The sequence below is a fragment of the Streptomyces sp. NPDC000941 genome, from assembly GCF_053599555.1.
Map to the genome: position 1 here is coordinate 18,979 of NZ_JBSFMM010000075.1, position 22,499 is coordinate 41,477.

The 22,499-nt window shown below is 69.0% G+C and carries 19 protein-coding genes and 2 pseudogenes; 7 read left to right on the forward strand and 14 right to left on the reverse strand.

Annotated elements, in window-relative coordinates:
- Positions 1-352 precede the first annotated feature (352 nt).
- On the reverse strand, positions 353-1,720 hold the full coding sequence (locus ACWDSL_RS24000) for an RICIN domain-containing protein (protein WP_450488565.1): 1,368 nt from the start codon (positions 1,718-1,720) through the stop codon (positions 353-355).
- An 11-nt stretch (positions 1,721-1,731) separates the two neighbouring features.
- Positions 1,732-1,911 (reverse strand): hypothetical protein, encoded by a 180-nt coding sequence (locus ACWDSL_RS24005; protein WP_450488567.1) that lies wholly within the window; start codon positions 1,909-1,911, stop codon positions 1,732-1,734.
- A gap of 35 nt (positions 1,912-1,946) precedes the next feature.
- Between ACWDSL_RS24005 and ACWDSL_RS24010 the strand changes: the two genes are divergently transcribed.
- The 3 genes from ACWDSL_RS24010 to ACWDSL_RS24020 are packed head-to-tail and all read left to right on the forward strand — an operon-like array spanning position 1,947 to position 5,084.
- Positions 1,947-2,252 (forward strand): hypothetical protein, encoded by a 306-nt coding sequence (locus ACWDSL_RS24010; RefSeq protein WP_450488569.1) that lies wholly within the window; start codon positions 1,947-1,949, stop codon positions 2,250-2,252.
- On the forward strand, positions 2,246-3,286 hold the full coding sequence (locus ACWDSL_RS24015; protein ID WP_450488571.1) for a LacI family DNA-binding transcriptional regulator: 1,041 nt from the start codon (positions 2,246-2,248) through the stop codon (positions 3,284-3,286). The genes ACWDSL_RS24010 and ACWDSL_RS24015 overlap by 7 nt, the downstream gene beginning before the upstream one ends.
- Positions 3,287-3,329: 43 nt before the next feature.
- A complete protein-coding gene (locus ACWDSL_RS24020) occupies positions 3,330-5,084 on the forward strand; it encodes a cellulase family glycosylhydrolase (RefSeq protein WP_450488573.1) in 1,755 nt (584 codons plus the stop codon).
- Positions 5,085-5,150: 66 nt separating this feature from the next.
- Here ACWDSL_RS24020 and ACWDSL_RS24025 read toward each other — a convergent pair whose 3' ends face one another.
- Positions 5,151-6,131, reverse strand: coding sequence for a LacI family DNA-binding transcriptional regulator (locus ACWDSL_RS24025; protein ID WP_450488575.1), 981 nt, complete (start codon positions 6,129-6,131; stop codon positions 5,151-5,153).
- A 247-nt stretch (positions 6,132-6,378) separates the two neighbouring features.
- Here ACWDSL_RS24025 and ACWDSL_RS24030 point away from each other — a divergent pair, with 247 nt between their 5' ends.
- Positions 6,379-7,362, forward strand: coding sequence for an acetylxylan esterase (locus ACWDSL_RS24030; RefSeq protein ID WP_450488577.1), 984 nt, complete (start codon positions 6,379-6,381; stop codon positions 7,360-7,362).
- A gap of 24 nt (positions 7,363-7,386) precedes the next feature.
- Here ACWDSL_RS24030 and ACWDSL_RS24035 read toward each other — a convergent pair whose 3' ends face one another.
- Complete coding sequence (locus ACWDSL_RS24035) at positions 7,387-8,400, reverse strand: LacI family DNA-binding transcriptional regulator (RefSeq protein ID WP_450488579.1); 1,014 nt, start codon at positions 8,398-8,400, stop codon at positions 7,387-7,389.
- A 333-nt stretch (positions 8,401-8,733) separates the two neighbouring features.
- Here ACWDSL_RS24035 and ACWDSL_RS24040 point away from each other — a divergent pair, with 333 nt between their 5' ends.
- Complete coding sequence (locus ACWDSL_RS24040; protein ID WP_450488581.1) at positions 8,734-9,699, forward strand: glycoside hydrolase family 6 protein; 966 nt, start codon at positions 8,734-8,736, stop codon at positions 9,697-9,699.
- A gap of 30 nt (positions 9,700-9,729) precedes the next feature.
- Positions 9,730-9,936: a hypothetical protein gene (locus ACWDSL_RS24045; protein WP_450488583.1), complete on the forward strand. Its 207-nt coding sequence runs from the start codon at positions 9,730-9,732 to the stop codon at positions 9,934-9,936.
- Between the two features lie 99 nt (positions 9,937-10,035).
- On the opposite strand, the gene ACWDSL_RS24050 is transcribed toward ACWDSL_RS24045, so the two are convergent.
- Both ACWDSL_RS24050 and ACWDSL_RS24055 read right to left on the reverse strand, forming a co-directional pair.
- The gene (locus tag ACWDSL_RS24050) at positions 10,036-10,311 is read right to left on the reverse strand and encodes a hypothetical protein (RefSeq protein ID WP_450488585.1); all 276 of its coding nucleotides are present in this window, start codon (positions 10,309-10,311) and stop codon (positions 10,036-10,038) included.
- Entirely contained in the window at positions 10,308-11,126 is an 819-nt protein-coding gene (locus ACWDSL_RS24055) for a phytanoyl-CoA dioxygenase family protein (protein WP_450488587.1), read from the reverse strand. The genes ACWDSL_RS24050 and ACWDSL_RS24055 overlap by 4 nt, the downstream gene beginning before the upstream one ends.
- A 112-nt stretch (positions 11,127-11,238) precedes the next feature.
- Here ACWDSL_RS24055 and ACWDSL_RS24060 point away from each other — a divergent pair, with 112 nt between their 5' ends.
- Positions 11,239-12,009 carry a helix-turn-helix domain-containing protein gene (locus ACWDSL_RS24060; protein ID WP_450488589.1) on the forward strand — a complete coding sequence of 257 codons (771 nt, stop codon included), beginning with the start codon at positions 11,239-11,241 and terminating at the stop codon, positions 12,007-12,009.
- Positions 12,010-12,215: 206 nt separating this feature from the next.
- Here ACWDSL_RS24060 and ACWDSL_RS24065 read toward each other — a convergent pair whose 3' ends face one another.
- From ACWDSL_RS24065 to ACWDSL_RS24100, 8 genes and pseudogenes are all read right to left on the reverse strand, one after another.
- Positions 12,216-12,788 (reverse strand): GNAT family N-acetyltransferase, encoded by a 573-nt coding sequence (locus ACWDSL_RS24065; protein ID WP_450488591.1) that lies wholly within the window; start codon positions 12,786-12,788, stop codon positions 12,216-12,218.
- A gap of 455 nt (positions 12,789-13,243) precedes the next feature.
- Positions 13,244-13,766, reverse strand: a pseudogene (locus ACWDSL_RS24070) (GH12 family glycosyl hydrolase domain-containing protein).
- 36 nt (positions 13,767-13,802) lie between these two features.
- On the reverse strand, positions 13,803-16,007 hold the full coding sequence (locus tag ACWDSL_RS24075) for a glycosyl hydrolase family 95 catalytic domain-containing protein (protein ID WP_450488593.1): 2,205 nt from the start codon (positions 16,005-16,007) through the stop codon (positions 13,803-13,805).
- A complete protein-coding gene (locus ACWDSL_RS24080; RefSeq protein ID WP_450488595.1) occupies positions 16,004-17,971 on the reverse strand; it encodes a beta-galactosidase in 1,968 nt (655 codons plus the stop codon). The genes ACWDSL_RS24075 and ACWDSL_RS24080 overlap by 4 nt, the downstream gene beginning before the upstream one ends.
- Before the next feature lie 38 nt (positions 17,972-18,009).
- Positions 18,010-18,375: pseudogene (locus ACWDSL_RS24085) on the reverse strand (1,4-beta-glucanase); the annotation flags it as partial.
- A gap of 134 nt (positions 18,376-18,509) precedes the next feature.
- Entirely contained in the window at positions 18,510-19,436 is a 927-nt protein-coding gene (locus ACWDSL_RS24090) for a carbohydrate ABC transporter permease (protein ID WP_450488597.1), read from the reverse strand.
- Positions 19,433-20,494, reverse strand: coding sequence for an ABC transporter permease (locus ACWDSL_RS24095; RefSeq protein WP_450488599.1), 1,062 nt, complete (start codon positions 20,492-20,494; stop codon positions 19,433-19,435). The genes ACWDSL_RS24090 and ACWDSL_RS24095 overlap by 4 nt, the downstream gene beginning before the upstream one ends.
- Positions 20,494-22,176, reverse strand: a complete 1,683-nt coding sequence (locus tag ACWDSL_RS24100; protein ID WP_450488601.1) for an extracellular solute-binding protein — start codon at positions 22,174-22,176, stop codon at positions 20,494-20,496. The genes ACWDSL_RS24095 and ACWDSL_RS24100 overlap by 1 nt, the downstream gene beginning before the upstream one ends.
- Positions 22,177-22,499 lie beyond the last annotated feature (323 nt).

The window sequence follows — 22,499 nt, forward strand, 5'->3', positions numbered from 1 at the left end:
TGTACGGGGGCGGCAGGACGAAGACCGCGACGGTCGGCAGGACCGCGAGCACGGAACCGGCCATCACCAGGTCGTACTGGCGGCGGTGAAGACCGGCGGCGAGGCGAGTCCGGGGGCTTGCGTTCCTGCGGTGCTTCTACGGCGGGACGCCTCGAAGGGGGCCGAACTCCTCGTCCTGCGCCACGAAAACGCCGTGCTACGACACCGATGCAAGGGCCGCCATGAAGAAGCTCATGGCGGCCCGAGCACGGTGGCCGGGGGTGGCGATCTCGACCGTCGGGTCCAGCCGCACCGCTTCCGGAGTGGGAGGTCCCGTAGTCGGGTCTGTGGTGCTCTTGGGTGGTCGGTGCCGTCACCAGCCGATCGGCAGACCGGCGATGAACGACGTGAGCCGGTCGGAGATGAGTCGGTCGTCGTGCGCCGAGTAGTGCCAGTCGCAGCCCAGGAAGTCCAGCCCCGAGTCATCGAGGGACCAGTAGCGTACCCGGCTGTCACCAGCATCGTTGCGTGCCTTGACCACCTGCTGGACATGGCCGGCGAACTGGCCGGTGCCGACCGCCACGATGGTGGTCGTGGCCCCGTAGCGCGTCCGCAGCTTCTGGAGGAAGTCGCCGTAGGCGGTGCGGTAGGCGGCCGCCAGGCTGTCGGGCGTCCACGGCTCACCGGGGTTGATGGCGGTCGAGAAGTCGTTGGTGCCGAGGTTGACCACCACGAGCTGGGGGCGCCAGGTGCCCGGGTTCTGCCAGACGTCGCCGGACACGTTCAACAGGGCACGGTCGTAGAAGGTCCGGTAGGTGACGTCCGGAGAGCCTCCGTTGTAGTTGCGCACCATGCCGAGGCCCGAATAGCCGTTGATCTGGTAGTCGGCGTTCAGTTGCCGGGCGGTCAGGGCGCCGTAGCTCACGTCGGCGTTGGTGGTCCGCCTGACCCGGTCCCAGGTGCAGTCGCGCGAGGTCGAGAGGTTGCCGTAGCCCACCGTAAGGGAATCCCCGATGAACTCGATCTGGCGGTTGCGGGCCGCCGGTTTGCTCAGCACGGCACCGCCCGGCGCGGCGACGAAGCCTCCGAACGTGCTGGTGTCCCCTGGGCTGTCGTTGCGCTTGACGAGCCGGACGGTGTGCGCGCGGTCCTGCAGGCCGTTGACCCAGTGCGTGGTCCGGCCGGGCGTGACGAGCGTGGCGACAGTGGCTCCGTCAACCTGGACGTCGTAGTCGGCGGCCGAGTCGTTGAGCACGATGCCCACACCGGTGCCCCTGACGGTGCCCTCGAAGTACACGCCGGGCCAGCTGTACTGCACCGTGTTTCCGGTGTCGTTCACCCGCCCGGCGGTGTGCACCTGAGCCAGCACTCCCGTCGTGGGGACAAGTTGCCACTGCTGGTTGGCCCCGCCCCAGTCAGTGAACTGCACGACCTTGGCGCCGTCAGCGGTGGAGGCGTTCTCCACCTCGACGGCCTTGCCACTGTTGCGGTTGATCAGCCGGACGTAACCATCCGGCGAGTCGGCCAGCCGGAACTGCTGGTTGGCGCTGTCGGTGCGGGTCCACTGCGAGAGGCTCGCCCCGTCGGAGGTGCTCGCGCCCGACACGTCGAGCGTCTTGCCGCTGCCACGGTTGACCAGCACGTACCACGCGTTCGGATCCACGGTGGCCGCCCGTGCCGTCGCGGCGGCGCCCAATCCGGCCAGGAGCGCCACCCAAAGGGCGGTCACCACGGTGAGCACCGTCGTTCGCGTCAGAGCCGTTGTCCGCCCGATGGGAGTCCCGGGCGGACGGCCCCGGCCGTCCTCGCTACGCCGGGCTGGAAAGTTTCGTTGATGAACCAGCTCTTGAGCACTGTCCGGTCCACGACGAGCGAGGCGTCGTCCTTGAGACCGAGGTAGCAGCCGGTTTCGGCGTCGCGGGGCCGGATCACGGAACGGCAGCCTGACGGCAGCGGAAGGGAACGGAGTGGCCACGAATCAGATCCCTCTGCAGGCGGATATGGATGACGGCTTGAGCGTGAGTTTGTCGAAGCGCATCGACGCTGCCAGTGCTCGCACGGGCTGTCAATGGACCGGGCAGAGAAACTTTCTTTCCATCATGGCCCTTGTTTCGCGCGAAACAATCCCGCTAGCTTTCCCGTGCCAAGTGAAGCGCTTCGACAGCTCCAGGGGAAGGGCCCCGACCATGACGCACGAGTTGAACCGCGATGGCGGACAGCAGAAGACAGGCACCGATCCCGGGTTCAAGGACGCCGGCACAGCATCATGGTGACCATCGCTGACGTGGCGAGACACGCGGGTGTCTCGTCCAGCACGGTCAGCTACGTCCTGAACGGCTCCCACCAGATCTCCGAGACGACCCGCAGCCGTGTCCTGCGCTCCGTGGCGGAACTCGGCTTTCACCCCAACGCCGGAGCCAGGACGCTGGCCGGCCGCCGCTCCCGCATCATCGCGCTGGTGATGCCGCTGCGGACGGACATGTACGTCCCGGTCATGATGGAGATCGCCATCTCGGTCACGACCGAGGCACGGCGGCACGGGTATGATGTCCTGTTCGTCACCGACGAGGAGGGCCCCGAGGGCGTGCGGCGCGTCGCGGCGAGCGGGTTGGCCGACGGCGTGATCCTCATGGACGTCCAACTGGGCGACCCTCGCATCCCCGCGCTACGCGCCCGGGGCACACAGACCGTGCTGATCGGCCTACCGGACGACCCGCACCAACTGTCCTGCGTCGACCACGACTTCACCGCCGCCGGCGCCCTGTGCGCGGACCACCTGGCGGACCTCGGCCACCGGGACGTGGGCTTCATCGGCTACGGCTCCGGCGTCTACAAGCGGCACGCCGGATACGCCGAACGAACCCTCGCCGGATTCCGCGAACGGGCGGAGCAGCGGCGGGTGCGCTTCCTGCACCGGCCCTGCGAGGGCACGTACGAATCCACCGCCTGGACCCTGACCCGGATCCTCGCCGACCGACCCGGCACCACGGGCTTCGTGGTGCAGAACGAGGCGGCGATCGGCCCGCTGCTCGGCCTGCTACAGGCCGTTGGACGGTCGGTTCCCGAGGACGCCTCGGTGGTCGCCCTCTGCCCGGAGCATCTGGCCGAGCAGCACACACCCGCCCTCACCACCGTGTCCGGCCCCGGGCAGGAACTGGGCCGCGTGGCGGTCGGCCAGATGATCCGACGGTTGACCGCCGCACGGCGGGGCGAGCCGCCGACAGACGAACAGGTCCTTCTGCAGCCGACTCTGACCGTCCGCCGGAGCAGTAATACCCAACCCTCTCCGCCCGAAGAGCCGTCATGACAGCAGTGCGCGTCAGGGCCCGACCGACCGAGAAGGACGACACATGAAGGACATACGGCTCCCCGCACACCGCCGAAGTCGGGGCCCAGGACGCGTGGCGGCCCTGCTGCTGACGCTGGTCGTCATGCTGGGGCTGACCGGCGGCACGGCACTGGCCGCGCCCAACGGCACGAGGGAAGCGTCACCGTCGGCGGTCAGGGTTCCGGCTTCCGCCATGGACGCCGTCACGGCGATGCAGCCCAGCTGGAACCTGGGCAACACCCTGGACGCCATTCCCGACGAGACGTCCTGGGGCAACCCGCTGACCACCAGAAAGCTGCTCGCCACCATCCGCGCGCAGGGCTTCCGCAGCGTCCGCATCCCGGTGACCTGGACCGACCACCACTCGGCCACCGCCCCCTACACCATCGACGCCGCGTACATGAACCGCGTCGAGCAGGTTGTCGACTGGGCGCTCGCCGAGGGCCTGTACGTCGTGATCAACATCCACCACGACTCATGGCAGTGGATCTCGAAGATGTCCACCGATCATGACGAGGTACTGGCCCGCTTCAACGCCCTGTGGACCCAGATAGCCGAGAGATTCCGGGACGCGCCGCGCGCCCTGCTCTTCGAGAGCGTCAACGAACCGGTCTTCGACAACGCCACGGACGCCCAGAAGGCCCAGCTCCTGAACGAGCTCAACACCTCCTTCCACAAGGTCGTCCGCTCCTCGGGCGACGGGAACACCAACCGTCTGCTCGTCCTGCCCACGGTGGGCTGCACGCCCTCCCAGACCTTCATGGACGACCTGTCCACCACGATCGGCGCACTGCACGACAGCAACCTGGTCGCCACCGTGCACTACTACAGCTGGTTCCCGTTCAGCGTGAACATCGCGGGCGGCACGCATTACGACGACAACGCCCAGAAGGACCTCGACGACGCCTTCGCCCGTATGCACGACACGTTCGTCGCCAAGGGCATCCCCGTCTACCTCGGCGAGTACGGCCTGCTCAGCTGGCCGGACCACAACCATCCGGACCGCGTCGAGCGCGGCGAGGCGCTGAAGTACTTCGAACACCTCGGATACAAGGCGCGTGTCGCCGGCGTCACCACGGCGCTGTGGGACCCCTTCGCCTACCTGAACCGCGACACCCTGCAATGGCGGGACCCCGCTCTGTTCGTCTGGATCAAGTCCAGCTGGACCACTCGCTCGGGAACCGCCTCCTTCGACAAGATCTTCCTGCCGAAGTCCAGCCCCATCACCGCCCAGTCGCTCACCCTGAACCGGAACGGCACCAGCTTCCGCGGCCTGTGGCACGGCCGCACCAAGCTGGTCGAGGGACGCGACTACACCGTTTCCGGAAACCGGCTCACCCTCACGGCCAAGGCCCTGACCCGGCTCGCCGGCGATCGTGCCTACGGGGTCAACGCCATGCTCCGAGCCCGGTTCTCCCGCGGGCTGCCGTGGCAGATCGACGTGGTCACCCACGACACGCCGGTCCTGACGGACGCCACCGGGACGACCAGCTCGTTCACCATCCCCACGCAGTACCAGGGTGACGTACTGGCGACCATGCACGCCACGTACGCCGACGGCAGCAACGCCGGACAGACCAGCTGGACTCCGTACCAGGAGTTCAACAAGGCCTTCTCACCGGACTACCCGGGCGGCAAGATCATCCTGACCCCCGAATTCCTGAACGCGCTCCGCGACGCCGAGCCGGTGACGCTGACCTTCCACTTCTACAGCGGAGCCACCGTCACCTACCACGTCACCAAGTCCGGATCCTCGGTCACCGGCACGACCTCCTGACCGACCTCGCTCCCCGGCCGCCCGCTCCCCGGGCGGCCAGGGCACAGCGGTCCGTTCCCCGCGGGATCACTTCTCCTTCGGCGGAGCCGTGCTCTCCCGGACGGTGAGGGTGGTCACGATCTCCAGCCCCACCTGGGGCACCGCCTCACCCCGGCCGAGCGCGAGGGCCAGCTCGGTAGCGGCCGTCGCCATCTCGGCCAGCGGCTGATGGACAGTGGTCAGGGGCGGATCCATCCAGGCCACGGCCGGCACGTCATCAAAACCCACCACGCTCAGGTCATGCGGGATACCCAGGCCCAGCTCCCGCGCGGCCTGATAGACACCGAGCGCCTGCATGTCGTTGGCGGTGAACACGGCGGTGGGACGATCGGGGCGGGACAGCAGCTCCCGCGCCGCCACGTACCCGTGTTCACGCAAGAGCTGCGTCTTCACCACCAGACCGGGGTCCGTCGGCAGGCCCGCCTCCGCGAGGGCGGAGACGTAACCGGAGAGCCGAGCGCGGCAGAAGTCGTGGTCCGGCCCGCTGATCATGGCGATGCGCCGGTGCCCCAATTCGACCAGATGCCGGGTCGCCGCCTGACCACCTCTCCAGTTCGTCGCTCCCACGAACGGCACTCCGTCGGGCAACTCGTCGATCGGGTCAAACACAACGAAGGGGATGCCCTTGGCGGTCAGTTGCTCCCGCTCCGTCTCAAGGAGCTGGGCCACCGACAGTACGGCCTGCGGTCGCCGCCCCGCCGTGTCGCCGATGGTCCTTCCGTCCGCGTCCGGTAGCCCGAACTCCGATACCAGCAACCCGACCCCGTTCCTGCGGGCCACGCGCTCGACGCCGCGGATGATCTCCACGGACCACATGTGCTCCAGCTCGCGGAACACCAGCTCCACCAGATTGCTCCGGCTCTGGGGAGGCTTGCGGTAACCGTACTCATGGATCAGCTGCTCGACCCGGGCCCGAGTCTCGTCCGACACTCCGGAACGGCCGTTGAGCACTTTCGACACGGTGGGAATCGAGACCCCCGCGGACTCGGCGATGTACGCGATCGTCACCGATGCGGGTCCCGCGCCACGCTCCCTGTGTTCGTCCGCCGAAGGTCTTCCCGATCGGTTGTCCGGCACGGTCGCCCTTCCCCATCCCCTCGACTGCTGCAACCGCCATTCTGACACCTTCGATCAGCCCTGCGTCCTGCCTCGGCTCCCGTTGCGCCCCGGCGCCGTCTCCGGCGTCGAGTCGGCTTCCCGCGCCCGAGGCTCCGCCACTCTGCTTCCCTTATTGCCCCTCGTCACAAGGACCACCATGTCTCTGTCCGATCAAAATCCTGACGACCTCCTCGCCTACCGGCCGGAGGTGTCCGTGCCGGAGGACTTCGATGCCTTCTGGCAGCAGACCCTGGCCGAAGCCCGCGCCCGAGGCGGAGCGGTGAAGGCTGAGCGGGTCACCGACCGGCACCTGCTGAGCACGGTCGAGGTGGACGACGTGCGCTTCCCCGGCTGGAACGGCGAACCCGTGGCCGCCTGGCTGCTGCGCCCGCGCGGCGCCGAGGCGCCGCTGCCGGTCGTCGTCACCTACATCGGGTACTCCGGCGGCCGCGGGCTGCCTACCGACCACCTGCTGTGGTCCGCGGCCGGTTACGCCCAGCTCGTCGTCGACAGCCGCGGACAGGGTCACGACACCCCGGACCACGGCGAGGGCGACGGTACGCAATGGGCCGAAGGCTTCATGACCCGCGGCGTCGACGCACCCGACAACTACTACTATCGCCGCCTCATGACGGACTGTGTACGCGCCGTGGACGCGACCGTCGAACTGCCCGGACTGGATGCCGCGCGGGTCGTTGTGGCGGGCGGCAGCCAGGGTGGCGGCCTGGCTCTCGCGGTCGCCGGACTCGCCCCGGACCGGGTGGCTGCAGTGGTTCCGGACCTCCCGTTTCTGTGCCACTTCCGCGAGGCGACGCGGATCAGCGGGGAGGGCCCGTACCTGGAACTCACCAGATACCTGCGCTGGCACAGTCCGCACCGCGTCGAGATAACCTTCGCCACACTTGACTACTTCGACGGTGTCCACTTCGCCCGTCGGGCGACGGCCCCGGCACTGTTCAGCGTCGGCCTCATGGATCCGATCTGCCCGCCCTCCACCGTGTACGCCGCCTTCAACCACTACGCGGGGGCGGACCGGACCATGACCGTCTGGCCCTTCGCCGACCACGGCGGCGGCTTCGGCCGGAACACCGCGGTGCAGCTGAAATGGCTGCGCCAACGCGGTCTGGCCCCGCAGCAGTAGGCGAAGGCGTCCGGGGCACAGCCGTCAGGCGCTGAAGCGAGTGACCAGGCGGGTGGGCAGGATCAGCGGGGTGGGGTCCTGTCCGTTGATGAGCGCGACGAGCATGCGCGCCATCTCCCGGCCCAAAGCCGCTATGGGCTGACGGACGGTGGTGAGCGGCGGATCGGCGATCTGGGCGACGGCCAGGTCGTCGAAGCCGATCACTGCGACATCGGCGGGGACCAGTCGGCCGGCCTCGCGCAACGTGCGCAGCGCTCCCGCACCCATGTTGTCGTTGGCGGCGAACACCCCGTCAAGGTCGGGGCGGTTCGCCAGCAGTGCGGCCATGGCGGCGGCTCCGCTGGGCTCGGTGAAGTCACCCTCCTGCGGCGGGAACGGATCGAGGCCGGCGGCCAGCATGGCGTCCCGGTAGCCGCGGTACCGGGCGCGCCCGGCCTCGGTGTCCAGACGGCCGCAGATCGCGGCTACGCGCGTCCGGCCGCGCGAGATCAGGTACTCGGTCGCCTCGCGCGCTCCACCGACGTTGTCCACGTCCACGTACCACCGGGGAGTCGAACCGACCGGGCGTCCGCCGAACACGGCAGGCATCACCGCCTCCTCGGCCATACGGGCCAGCGGATCGTTCTCACGCAGCGCCATCAACATGACGCCGTCGGCGCCCTTGGAGCGAAGGAGCTCCTCCACCCGCTTGCGGCCCCGGTCGGAAGCGGCCAGGCACAGCATCAGATGCAGGTCGGCCTCCTCCAGAGCGGCCGACGCCCCCACGATCACCTGGGCGAAGAACGGATCCGCGAAGATCGACGGATCCTCTCCCGAGGCGACCAGGGCGGCCGCTCCTGTCTGGCGGGTGGCCAGAGCGCGGGCGGTCGGATTGGGTACGTAACCGAGTTGCCGGACGGCCCGCTCGACCGCCTCGCGTTTGGCGCGGCTGACGTGCGGTGCGTTGTTGAGGGCGCGGGAGGCCACGGAGCGGGAGACGCCGGCGAGTTCGGTCACCTCGTCGAGCGTCGGCTGCCGACGCGGCGCATCTTCTGCCATGAGCCTTTCCCGCTGGGCCAGGGGGTTGGGAGCGCTTCCAGTTATGGACTGTAGAGCCTGGTCCTCGCCATGTGAAGGGCGGGTTGTTACGTCGACCCTTGACAGCTTGACCAGCCCGCAACACGATACCGACCACACCCCAAAGGCCTCGGTGCCGTTGGGACCGCTCCCAATGGGAGCGCTCCCAGTGCTCTCTGCCGACCTTCGGAGATGTCGTCCCTGCCGGAGAGTCGCCGGCACAACGGGACGCCGTACCACCGCACTTCCTCAGCAGGTCGCACGCTCGGGACCAGAGCGTGCGACGCATCCCTGTCAGGAAACCGAGGTACAGCCATGCGCCGCAGACTCCGCGTCCTGGTGGCAGCGCTCTTCACGCTGCCGCTTGCGCTCGCCATCGCTCCGTCCGCCCACGCGGCCGACCCGACCACCATGACCAGCGGGTTCTACGTGGACCCGGACTCCAGCGCGAAGAGGTGGGTCGCCGCCAACCCCGGCGACGGCCGGGCGCCCGCGATCAACGCCTCCCTCGCCAATACCCCGATGGCCCGCTGGTTCGGCTCCTGGAGCGGCACCATCGGCACCGCCACCGGCGCGTACGCGGGCGCCGCGGCCTCCACGGACAAACTGCCCATCCTCGTCGCCTACAACATCTACAACCGCGACTACTGCGGCGGGCACTCCGCGGGCGGAGCCGCTTCGCCTTCCGCCTACGCGACCTGGATCGCCCAGTTCGCCGGCGGGATCGCCAACCGCCCGGCCGTCGTCATCCTCGAACCGGACTCCCTCGGGGACTACGGTTGCATGACCCAGGCTCAGATCGACGAACGCGAGGGCATGCTCACCGGCGCCCTCACCCAGTTCAGCCGCCAGGCCCCCAACACCTCGGTCTACCTCGACGCCGGCAATCCGGGCTGGGCGAACGCGGCGACCATGGCCCAGCGCCTCCACGAAGCCGGCCTCCGCCAGGCCCACGGCTTCTCCCTCAACGTCTCCAACTACTTCACCACGGCCGAGAACACCGCCTACGGCAACGCCGTCAACAGTGAACTCAAAGCCCGCTACGGCTACACCAAGCCGTTCGTCGTGGACACCAGCCGCAACGGCAACGGCTCCAACGGCCAGTGGTGCAACCCCTCAGGCCGCCGTATCGGCACCCCCACCCAGCAGGGCGGAGGCGCCGAGATGCTCTTGTGGATCAAGGCCCCGGGCGAGTCCGACGGCAACTGCGGCGTCGGAGGCGGCTCCTCGGCCGGACAGTTCCTCCCCGAGGTCGCCTACAAGATGATCTACGGCTACTGATTCACATCCATCCAGCGACCAGGAGCAGCCATGCCACCACGCAGCCTACGGCGCCACGAGGCCGCCGTGATCGCGGCACTCACCGCGTGCGCCGCACCCAACGACGGCGCCCCCGGCAACGCTGTCTCCTCCGCCGCCCCCACCACCTGGCGCCCCACCACCTGGCGCCCCACCGCCGACACCGGCGCCCCGCTCGTCGACGCCTACGCGACACCGCGCCTGACGTTCAACCGCTGAGCTCTGCCGGGCACCCTGGACGTGTCCAGCCACGCGTTGCCGTTCACCCGTGGCTGGACGCTTCCGGCCGGGCCGCTCGGCCGCGGTTGCCGTACCGGGTCAAGGCCGGGAGCTTTCCTCCAGCTTCTCGAAGAAGAACTCGTGCTTGAGAAAGGAGACGTCGTACTCGTGGCCGGACTGCGGCGGCAGCAGTTGGGAGGCCTGGAACAGACGCCACCCGTCGTGCAGCGCGGCAAGCCCGGTGGGGTAGGGCGGCTCGTCGCTGTCACCGGTGGTCGGACGGGTTCGGCCGGTCCCGTCGTATCGGGACCAGCCCATGACGTCGGAGTCGAGCGCCGATGTCGCAAGGTAAAGGACCAGAATGTGCTGTCTCATGAGTGGCTCCCCAAGGTCGGCCGGTTGCTGACGCGCGTGACCCAGTAATCGATGTCGAACGAGTGGTCGCCGGTCAGGGCCCGCCACAGGAGGACCCGGTTGTAGATCTCCAGCCGGGCGGTGGCCTGCTCGTACCAGGGGAAGTACGTGTTGAGTTCCGCGGTCACGGCCGGGACGTGCAGGTCGGAGGTGTCCCACAGGCGCACCTGTGGCACGGTCGGATTGAGACGGAGTTTGTACATGTGGCGACGGCGCGCGGTGTCGTTGCGGCGGCCACCGTGCCAGATGCCGTGGTGGACGAGGACGACCGTGCCTGCCGGGCAGGTCAGCCGCGTCTGTCCCCTGAGGTTCTGGACGCGGCCGACGTCCGTCTCGTTGATCCTTCGCAGATGGCTTCCGGGCACGCTGAGCGTGCCGCCCATCTCGGTGGTCACCTCATGGGGGTAGTACATGAGCTGAATGTCGAACGCGTCCGGCCGCACGTCGATGATCGCGTCTCCGTGGAGCGGCTGCGCCTGCCCCTCATGCGGCTCGCGCACATGCACCGCATGGTGATCCACGGTCGGCTCAGGGCCGACCAGGCTCTCCACGGCGCCGGCGATGACCGGCAGAGCGAGCAGCTCGTGGACAAAGGTGTTCTGCGCGAACGCCTCGCCCAGCGGAGTGCCGTAGGGCACATCTGGTATGCCCTCGGTCAAGGTTGCGACGGCCCGTTCATTGATCTCCTGCGGCACCACTCCGTCCAAGCGCAGAAATCCCTGCGCCACGAAGCGTGCCACCTGAACCGATGTCAGGAGTTGCTTGCTGGTTGGCATGCGACGAACGTACGTGCTCCGTGTGGCTGAGTCGTGGGCTGAAATCCTCCACTGCTGGTAAATTTCCGTCCTCGTGAAGCTCGTAACACTACGGCTCGAGGAGCCGCCCACCGTGGTCGATGCCGGCGTCGGGGTGCACGGCGTCTCCACCGCGCACGACGTCTTCCGGCTGCCCGACCTGTGGCAGCTGCACCTGTACAACTACGCGGGCGAACTCTCCCTCGGGCAGTCGATCCACGCCATCCGGCCCGGTCATGTCAGCCTGGTACCGCCGAACACGGAGGTGCACTTTCACTACCGGGGCAGGTCGGAGCATTTCTACGTTCATCTACGGCTTCACGATGGCGGAACCGCGCGGGTGGTACCGGTGATGCAGGACGCCGCGGCCGAGAGCACGCGCCTGGCCGATCTGCTCCGACACGCCGTGACGGCCATGCCGGCTTCTCCTTCCCGGGCCTCCGCCGAGGCCTGGGCCGCCCTGTGGCGCATTGCCGAGTTGCCGAGGAGCGAAGGAACCGGGCGCCACCACCCCTTCGTCGCCGCCGCACAGGCCTACATCGAGGAGCACCTGGCCGACCCGCTGTCCGTACCGGACGTCGCTCGCGCCGTTGGAATCTCCCACACGCACCTGACACGCGTATTCCGTGCCGAGACCGGCCTCACGGTCGTGTCGTACGTCCGGCGCCGGCGCCTTCAACGGGCCCGCCACCTCCTGTTGTCGTCCACCCTGTCCATCACCGCCATCGCCGGGGCAGTGGGCATTGCCGACCTCCAGGCCTTCAACAAGGCCTGCCGCCGCGAGCTCGGAGCGAGCCCTCGTCACATACGTGTGGCCGGACACGAGAGAGCCGGCGGCGAAGTACTCGCGACCTCCGCCGAATGAGCCACCACCGAGCCCGACACGCTCGACGGAAGCGTTACGGCCGGGGCCTGGTCGCGAACCGAGCTGTACCGAGTGGGCGTTAAGTCCGATATTGATTGGTTCGTGGTCGCTCGATCGTGGTGCTGATCGTCGCGCAGGCCGCGCGCTGGGCATGTTCATGTTGGGACGCGGGCCCAGCCGGGTCGGGGCCGCTACCAGAAGCGGACTTAGCGGGCTGGGATCGGCACGGCCGCCGGTCGCCATTCTCGCCTGAGCAATCCGAACACCCACGAGTCGGATACCTCGCCGTTCACGACGCAGTCTTCCCGCAACGTCCCTTCACGCACGAATCCGATCTTCTCCAGTACCCGGGCGGATGCCACGTTGCGCGTATCGGTCTCGGCCTGGACTCGGTTCAGGTCCAGTGTGTCGAATGCCCATTGCAGCAAGGCGTGCGCCGCCTCCGTCGCGTAGCCGTGGCCCCACATCGCCTCGTCGAGGCAGTAGCCCAACGACGCGCTGCGGTAGTCCGGGTTCCATCCGGTCAGCACGCACCAGCCGACGAAGGCCCCGTCGGAAGCACGGGCGATGGCAACCCGTGCCCCACTGCCTTCGTCCGCCAACTTCCGGCACATCGCGATGAACCGCTCGGCGCGGGCCCGTTCGGTCCACGGTGGGGAGTCCCAGTAGCGCATCACGTAGGTGCTGCTGTGCAACGCGAAGAGGGGGTCCGCGTCGGTGTCGGTGAAGGGGCGCAGTCGCAGGCGAGCGGTGTGCAGTATGGGGGTGGCCAAAGTCATGCGCACCATCTTGCGTCCTCACGGGCCGGGCAGAGCACCGAAATTCCGATCCCGATCCGGCCCTCACGACCTAAGGCTCCGCCTTCCAGCAGACGGACTTAACAACCTCTGAGATTGTGGAGTCTCTGATGCCAGGGATACGTTCCTGGCGGCGGCGGCTCGGCCGGGGCCTGGTGCATCACCATCGGAGCCACCGCTTGTGTCGCCGTGCTGGTGACGCTGAGCGCGCCGGCCGGGGAAGAGCCGGCGCGGCGTTCGGCTCGGGGCTCTGTTCGGCGTGGCCTGCTATCTCTCCTACGGGCTCACGCTGGCCGAAACGCCCCGACGAGCAGCGGCGGGCCGATCCCCGTTCGGCCGCGCCGGCGTCGAGGCCGCGTTCGCGGACTAGAACGCGCTGCGGACCGAGGACGACCGCGCCTGAGAAGGCCGCGGACCGACCTCGGCCCTGATGTTCATCAGCCGCCGTTGACGGTCAGGTTGTTGGTGTTGAAGTTGAGCCCGCCGGATGACGAGGTGATCTCATAGCCGAACTGGACGTCGCCGATGGTCTCGTCGCCGGGCATCCAGCCCTTGGTGTACGCGATCCAGTTGAGGATCGGCTTGGCGTCCACGGTGCCGAAGCTGGAGTTGGACGTTCGCAGGAACGAGAACACCTGGTTCGACCCGTTGGTGCCCTTGTAGACGTTCCAGTTGTGGCCGCCGAGGGTGACGTTGGCCTGCCAGGTGCCGATCGGGCCGACGGATCCGTTGTAGTTGACCCAGAGCATGATCTCGTACTGGTGGTCGGTGTCCCAGATGTCGTACGACGTGTTGTACGCGCCGGACGACGGGACGCTGGCTGGTGCTGCCCCACTGGTCGCAGGAGTTCCAGACTGCCGCAGCCGAAGCGGGGGCGGAGGCGAGGCCGACGGTGGCGCCGAGAGCCATCGCCGGCGCAAGCACCGCCATGGTGATCTTGCGTGTTCTGCTGTTGACCATGGTGTCCCTTCCACGGGTGGGGGGAATTGTGGGGGGCTACCACGCCCCCATGCTGAGGGCGTGGTCCTCTCCGGCCACGAGATCGATCAGCTCCGCGTCGCCGGAGGGAGATCTGACTTCGATTCGGACGGTCCGAGTCGGCCTCAGGACCGCCGTCACCCCGTCGGGCCCCCAGGTCAGTTCGGCCTCGGCGCCGAATCGCGTGCGCACGCCCGTGAGTCGGCCCGCCGGGAGAGCGGGCGGCAGCGCGGGCAGCAGGGCCAGTCGGTGGGGGGTCGACTGGAGCAGCATCTCGATCAGTACGGCGGGCAGGGTGTGCGCGGCGTCCGCGTTGTAGACGTGGCGGTTCGGGTAGTGGGCGCTCATCAGGGAGGCGTGGAAGAAGTCGCCGTCCAGGACCTGGCCGAGGGCCTGGGCGACGCGTTCGCCGTCCCGGAGCCGGGCGGCGATGAGCGCGTGGTGGAGGTGGCCGTGCGCGGAGTCGTTCTCGGCGCCGCGCAGCTCGAGGGCGCGGTGGGCGGCGGCCGCGAGGTCGGGGGTGTCGTAGGGGGTGATCTCGTCGAGCGGCCAGACGCCGTAGAGGTGGCTGAGGTGACGGTGGTCGTAGGAGTCCAGGAGGCCGGGCCAGGCCCATTCGGCGAGGGCGCCGTCCTCGTTGATCCGATGCGGCGGGAGCCGCTCGGCGAGAGCTTGCCAGCGGTCGGCTTCCGGGGTGTCCGGGTGGTAGTCGGCCGCGGTGAGCAGGGCGTGGCGGGCCGCCGAGAGGTCCATGGCGGCGTTGATCGTGCCCCAGCTCGCGCCTGCGGGGCGGTTCTCGGGTGAGTAGGAGGGAACGACGACGAGGCGGCCGTCGTCATCGGTGCGGGTGAGGAAGTCCTCGTAGAACAGGGCGACTTCGGCGAGGGCGGACGCGGTGCGCGGATCGCGGGTTCCGTGGGTCTCGTCGTGGTCGACGAGCGGCTTGAGCAGCCAGTCGGCGCCCGCGGTCCACAGGTGATGGGGGTACTCGCGGTTGAAGTGGTACGAGTGGCCCGACTCGCCGTCGGTGTGGGCGGGGGCGACCACGCCCCGGGCGCCGAAGACCGCGCGGGCGTTGTCGCGCCAGTCGGGGAGCTGCCGGTGAATCAGCGCGGCATGGGCCTCGGTGACCTCGGGGAGGGCGGCGGCCGCGGCGGAGGCGGTCTGGAGGTTGAGGTTGGCGTTGTTGGTGAACGCCCCAGACCAGGCGGTGTTCCAGTCGCCGGTCCACAGGCCGGTCAGGCGGGGTGGGAAGAGGCCGCCGGCGGACAGCAGGTGATAGCGGCCGGCCGCGAAGAGGCGCTCCAGCAGGGCGGCGTCGCGCGGGCTCTTCAGCAACTCCGGGCCTGGCAGCGCCCGTTCGGCCGCACCGGCGGCGAGATCGAGGGTGACTCGCTGGTATGCGGTGCGGTGGAGGGCGACGTGGCGTTCGAGGAGCTCGTCGTACACCGTCGGCAGGTCGCGCAGGGCCCGGCCCTCCACCGTCACGTCGAGTTCGCCGGTGTGCCGCCGGACCCGGGTGAGGAGAGTTACGGACCGGGCGCCCTCGACGTGCGCGTGAGGCGGGGCGAGGGTCGTCGTGCCGCCGGTGACGACGACCAGGGTGACGCCGGTGAAGGCGAGGTCGCTGTCGGGGTAGCGGGCGCGCAGGCTCAGCAGGGCGCCCTCGGGGGTGACGACGGCTCCGTGGCCGACGGCCAGGTGGTCGGGGGCGCCGGGGAGGCGGTGGTCCAGGGAGATGTCGAGGGTGAGGCCGGGCGCCGTGATGTGCTGGACGATCACGTCGTCGGCGCGGGAGACGAAGACCCGGCTTGTCCAGCCGGCGCAGGTCGCCCGTACGACGCCCGTCGTGAAGTCGACATCGCGGCGGTAGTCGTGGCAGCCGGCGACGGGACGGGCCAGACGGACGTGGAAGGCGGGGTGGAAGGGCCGTACCCACTGCATCGGACGGCCGTCGGTGAAGCCCTCCGCGGCGGTGCGGTCGCCTGCCAGGAGGCGATCCTGCAGTGCGGGGAGTTCGGCGGCGAGCCGGGGCGGCCGGCGGTGGCCGCCGTCGCCGCCCGGCCGTACCAGGGTGTGATGCGTGACGACGACCCGCTCGGCGTCCGGTCCCCCGAGCACAAGGGCGCCGTGATGGCCGTTGCCGCTCAGGAAGCCGTCCTCCCAGCGGGTGGCCGGGTGCGGCTCCCAGGTGCCGTGGACGGGCCCGTTGATCGCGGTCATGGCCGGAGCACCGCCACGCCGTAGCGGCCGAGGGTCACCCGGTCGGTGACGGCCTCCCCCGTCAGCAGGTCGTAGTGGGTGCCGGGCACCTCCACGGTCACCGGTTCGCGGCCGTGGTTGAGCACGAACAGCGCCTCGCCCCGGCGTACGGCCTCGACCTGCTCGGGGAGGCCGTCGAGCACCGGCCGGACGCCCGCGCCGGAGGCGATCCGGGCCAGCAGGTCGCGCAGCGCCTCCGGCTCCGGGAGCGTGGAGACGTACCAGGCCCGGCCCTTGCGCAGGACGGCGGGCAGTCCGTCGAGTTCGCCGCCTTGGTACGGCACGCTCTCCTCGGCGGTGCCGTCGGCCTCCAGCTCCTCGGACCACAGGGACGCCCGGAAGCCCTCGCAGGTGACGGTCTCTCCGGCGCCCAGCGGCCACCACTCGTGCAGGGTGCGGATGCCGAACAGCTCGCGCAGCCGGGCGTCCATGCCGCCGGGGCGGACCCGGTCGTCCTCGTCGGCGACGCCGGTCTGGAAGCCGCACACGAGGGTGCCGCCGCCGCGGACGTAGGCGAGGAGGTTGTCGATCGCCGCGTCGGTGAGCGCGTACAGCTGCGGCACGACGACCACCGGGTACGGCGTCAGGTCGTGCTCGGGGTGGGCGAAGTCGGTGGTGAGATGCGCCTGCCAGAGTGCTCGGTGCCAGGCGCGCAGGACATCCGGGTAGTCCGCCTGGGTGGACAGGCGGCCGTCCTGGGCGCCGGCCCACCAGGAGTTCCAGTCGTGCAGGACGGCGATGCCGGCGGTGCCGTGCAGGCCCGAGACGTCCGGGGCGATCCGCGCGAGGTCCGCGCCGAGCTGCTTGACCTCCTGATGGGTCCGGCCCTCCTCCCCGGCATGGCTGACCATGCCTGAGTGGAACTTCTCCGCGCCCTGCCGGGACTGCCGCCACTGGAAGTAGCAGACGGCGTCGGCGCCCCGGGCCACGGCCTGGAGGGACCAGAGCCGGTTGAGGCCGCGTGGCTTGGGGTGGTTCACCCCCCGCCAGTTGACGGGCCCGGCCGCCTGCTCCATGAGCATCCACGGCCCGCGTGCCTGGGAGCGGGTCATGTCCTGGACGAGGGCGCCGCCCTGGGCGCCCAGCGGGTCGCGCGGGTCGGGGTAGATGTCGACGGAGACGACGTCCTCCTCCTCCGCCCAGCGCCAGGCGTCCTGGCCGAGCCACAGCGGCATGAAGTTGCTGGTGACCGGCAGGTGCGGGGTGTGGCGGCGGACGATGTCCCGCTCGGCGACGTAGCACTCCAGGAGCATGTCGGAGGTGAAGCGCCTGAAGTCCAGCATCTGACCGGGGTTGCGCATGTAGTGGGGCAGGCGGGGCGGCAGGATGCCGTCCCAGGTGTCGTAGCCCTGGCTCCAGAAGGCGGTGCCCCAGGCCTCGTTGAGGGCGTCGAGCGAGCCGTACTTCTCGCGCAGCCAGCGGCGGAAGGCGGCCGCGGCCTGGTCGCCGTAGTCGAAGGTGCAGTACTCGTTGTTGATGTGCCACATGGTGAGGGCCGGGTGACCGCCGTAGCGGGCGGCGAGGTCCTCGGTGATGGCGGCGGCGTAGCGCCGGTAGGTCGCGCTGGAGTGCGAGAAGTGCTGCCGGCCGCCCCACCACTCGGTGCGACCGTCCTCGGTGACGGGCAGGGTGTCCGGGTGCAGCCGGCCCATCCAGGGCGGGGGTGAGGAGGTGGGAGTGGCGAGGACGACGCCGATGCCGTTGTCGTGCATCAGGTCCATCAGCGTGTCCAGCCGGCCGAACTCCCGGGCGCCGGGCTCCGGTTCCAGCGTCGACCAGGAGAAGACGCCGAGGGTGACCGAGTTGACCCCGGCCGCCTTCATCAGCCGGACGTCCTCGTGCCAGGTCTCCTCGGGCCACTGCTCGGGGTTGTAGTCGCCGCCGAAGAGCAGGCGGCCCCGTGTCGCGTCACTCAGTCCGGGCATCAGGCGGGCTCCCCGTACTGCACACCGCGCCCGTTGGTGGCGACGTACACCCGGTTCGGGTGGGCCGGGTCGACGGCCATGGCCTCCACGCCGAGCAGGTTCACATCGTCCCAGCCGAGGTGATCGGTCAGCGGGATCCAGCGGTCGGTCCGGTCCTCCCAGCGGTAGGCGCCGCCGATGTCGGTGCGGGCGTAGGCGAGGCCGCGGACGGCGGAGTGGAAGAGGACGCCGGTGATGAAACCAGTGCCGCCCATGACGACGCTGCGCCACCGGTAGCCGCTCTTCGCGACGGCCGTGGCAGCAGCCGCCTGCGCCTGCCCCGAAGCCGTCGGCAGGGAGAAGACCGCGGCGGCGGCAGCGGAACCGGCAAGAACGGAACGTCTGCTGAAGTGAAACGTGCCCATGACATACCTCGGACTTGACGAAGGGAGAAGTTGAGCTGGGGCCAGGGGCTCCGGGACCTGCGCGACCAGCCACGGCAGAGCCGCGGGCGGCACACGACGGCCGGACCTACGGCGGGACTCGGAGCCCAGGGGGCTCAGCCCTTGATGGCTCCGGTGAGCATGCCCTTCTTGAAGTGCCGCTGGACGAAGGGGGAGGCGACCGCGACAGGGATCAGCGCGAGGACCATGACGGCCATCTGCAGCCCCAGAGCGGAGAGTTGTCCGGTGTGGACCGCCTGCTGCAGGCCGGTCGGGGCCTGGGTGTTCTTCTGGACCAGCTGGATGAGCACGTTCTGGAGCGGCATCATCTCCTGGTCGGTGAGGTAGATGGAGGCGTTGAACCAGGCGCTCCAGTAGCCGACCGCGTAGAACAGGGAGATGACGGCCAGCACCGCGCGCGACAGCGGCAAGATGATGGTCAGCAGGATGCGCAGGTCACTGGCCCCGTCGATGCGGGCGGACTCGGTGAGCTCGGGGGAGATCCCCATGAAGAAGGCCCGCAGGACGAGGATGTTGAAGACACTGACCGCGCTCGGCAGGACCAGCGACAGATAGCTGTCGGTGAGACCCAGCGACTGCACCAGAAGGTACGTCGGAATGAGCCCGGCTCCGAAGAACATGGTCGCCATCATGGTCATCAGGAAGAAGCGGTGCCCCAGACTGCCTGGCCGGGACAGGCCGTAGGCCGCGAACACCGACACCGTCATCGAGAACAGCGTGCCGAAGAGCGTGACACCGACCGAGACCATGATCGCGCGGCTGACCTGGCCGCCGCTGAGCAGTTCGGTGTAGTTGATGAAGGTGATGCCCTGGGGGATCACGACGAGGCCGCCGACCCGGTCGATCACGGGTTTGGGAGAGAGGCTGGTGACGATCACGATCCACAGCGGACCGAGCACCCCCAGGCAGCAGAGCAGGAGGAAGCCGCTCTTGGCGGTGAGTCCGACCTTGCTCGGCGGCTCCTCCCAGGCGGGGCGGGCGGGAGCCTTCAGGCTGCGGATGAGCTGCGTGTTGAGGCTCACTTCTTGTACACCCCCTGCTCGCCGAGCAGGTGCGCGACCTTGTTCGCGCCCAGGACGAGACACACCCCGATGACTCCCTTGACGAGGCCGACCGCGGCCGCATAGCTGAAGTCGCCGTTCTGGATACCCATGTTCCACACGTACGTGTCGAGGACCTCGCTGGCCCCCGCGCCGACCGCGTACCGCTGGAGCAGGAACTGCTCGAATCCCACGCTCAGCGCGTCGCCCACCCGCAGGACCAGCAGCAGGGCGATCACCGGGCGCAGCGCGGGCAGCGTGACATGCCACATGCGTCGCCAGCGGCCCGCGCCGTCCATGGCGGCGGCCTCGTACAGGTCGGTGCTGACGGCGGACAGGGCCGCGAGGAAGACGATGATCCCCCAGCCGGCGTCCTTCCACACGGCCTGCCCGATGACCAGATACTTGAAGAGGTCCGCGTTGGTCATCAGGTCGAAGCCGCTCCACCCGTGCTTCTCCAGGGTCTGCGCGATGATGCCCGCGCCACCGAGGATCTGCTGGAACACGGTGACCACGAGGACCCACGAGAAGAAGTGCGGCAGATACATGATCGCCTGCGCCACGGCCCGCACCCGGGGCCGGATCACGCTGTTGATGACCAGCGCGAGGACGATCGGGACCGGGAAGAACAGCACCAGCTGGAGCACGAACAGGACGATGGTGTTCTTCGTGGCGCTCCAGAACAGCGGGTCGTCGAACATCCGCGAGAACTGCTCCACGCCCACCCAGGAGCTGTGGAAGATCGCCGTGATGCCGTTGCTGGAGACGTACGGGTCGTATTCCTGGAAGGCGACGACGTTGCCGAGCAGGGGGACGTAATTGAAGAGGAGGAGCAGGACGATGACGGGCAAGGTCATCAGGATGAGCGCGCGGTCGCGGCGCAGCCGGATCCGCATGGGGACCTTGCCCGCCTTGCCGGCCTTGCTCGTCCTGCGTGGCACCCGGTCCTTCCCCGCCGCGGCGGCGACCGCGGCCGTCGGTTCCTCGACGGCCGCGGGGGGACGGGCCCCGTCGGGCCGGCTCCCGGCCGTGAGCGACATCAGTTGCCGCTGCCGTTCTTGTCGAGGAGCTTCTTGTACCAGTCGCGCAGCTTGTCGCCACCGGAGGACTTCCAGGTGGAGATGGCCTGCTGCACATCGGACAGCTTCTTGTGGCCGCGCACGAAGTCGAGCTCCAGCTGCTCGAACTGGCTGGCGAGGCTCGCGTAGCGGGTCGGCTCGACGATGTTCATGCCGTACGTGGACGTCTTCTTCATGAAGGCCCCCATCCGCTGCTGCCACTCGGTCTGCTTGCGGGCGACCTCGGGGAAGTCGGGGTGGGCGAAGTAGGGAGCCGGGGCGGCCAGCATCACCCAGGCGTTGATCACCTCGGAGTTGCCCTGATCGTTCTTGATCGGGACGCCGTCCTTGACCGTGTAGTGGGTGCCCTCGACGCCGTAGTCGCAGAGCATCCGCTCCTTGGTGCCGTAGGGCGCTGCCGCGAAGTTGGCGGCGGCCAGCGCGTTCTCCACGGTCTCCTTCGAGGCGCCCTTGCGGATCAGCGACCAGATGCCGGCGGGCGAGGACGCCCACAGCTTCGGGTTGCCGCCGTCGACGCCGAAGTAGTCCATGCCCTCGATCTTGAAGTCCGGATTGGACTTCGCCTGTTCGGCGGTCTTGACGTACCAGGCCGAGGCGTCGCTGGGGTAGACCAGGATCTGTCCGGCGGTGAACCGCTGGCCCGAGTCGCCGGTGCGCGCCTTGTCGTCGGGATGGACCACGCCGGCGTCGAACAGCTTGCGAGTCCACTCCAGGGCCTCGAGGTACTCGGGCTGCTCGATGCGGTAGGTCAGCTTGCCGTCGTCCCCGATGTTCCAGCCGAGCGGCCCGGAGGGGCGGACGCCGAAGATGCCCGCCGATACCCAGGTCATGTTGTCCCCACAGGCGTACACCTTGGCCTTGGCGCTGGTGGCGTCCTTGGCCCAGCTGAGGAACTCCTCGGGCGACTTGGGTACGGTGTAGCCCTTCTTGTCGAAGATGTCCTTGCGGTAGTAGGGCACGACGAACGATGCGGCGGCGCCGGGCATCGGGATGCCGCGCAGCGCGCCGCCGAAGATGCCCATCCGCCAGGAGTCGGAGGGGATCGCGGCCAGGTTCGGGTACTTCTTGACCTTGTCGCCCGCCAGATAGGGGCCGAGGTCCATGAACTTCGCGGTCACCGCGTTCGAGATCTTGCCCACCAGCTCCCAGCTGGGCACGACCACCATGTCGGGTATGGAGCTGGAGGCGAGGACGGCGCCGAGCTTCTCGCCGTAGGTGGTGCCGTCCTGGTTCTGCCAGGTGACCTTGGTGCCCGCCGCCGCGTCGACCGCCTTGTAGTACGCACACCCGGGCTTCGGAGGGGTGCCCCAGAACGGCGACATGATCTTGATGGGAGCGCCGGTACCGAGCTTGTCCGGGACCGAGGTGGCAAGCGCCGCGATGTCGACCTTGCTGGTGTAGCCGGCCGACGAACCGTTCTTCGACGGCAGGTCCGGCTTGGCGACCGTGCTGACGACGTACGTCGGGATCAGCTTGTCTGCGGCCTTGCCCGACGTGGCACCCTCTCGCGAACCGTTGTCCGAACCGCCGCAGGCGGTGAGCAGCGGCATCCCACCGGCCACCGCTGCGGTGGCGACCGCGGTGGAGGCGAGGAAGCTTCTCCGGCTGGGTCCTGAGGAGGTGGAGGCGGCATTCGGCGTCATTGGCGTCAACCCTTCATGGCGCACCTGGACACCCGGCGGTGGGCCGTCGGTTGTAGTGTCCTTAGTGGAACTGGCTGAGCTGAAGCAGTCCTCCGACCACTTACCGAGGCACACCCACCCCACAGGTGGGCGCCCTCGCAGTCGAAGCGCTTCGATGTTGCTGCGAGGTTAAGTGAAGGTATGAGGGCGCACAAGAGTCGATTCCAAGATTCCTCCGAGGTGTAGAGGACCCGACCGCACCCAGATCTCACCTGAATAACGGTCAGGAGTCGGAGATATTGCGTCGGGGTGCCTTGACACCCACCCCCGGGTCGACTGAGCAT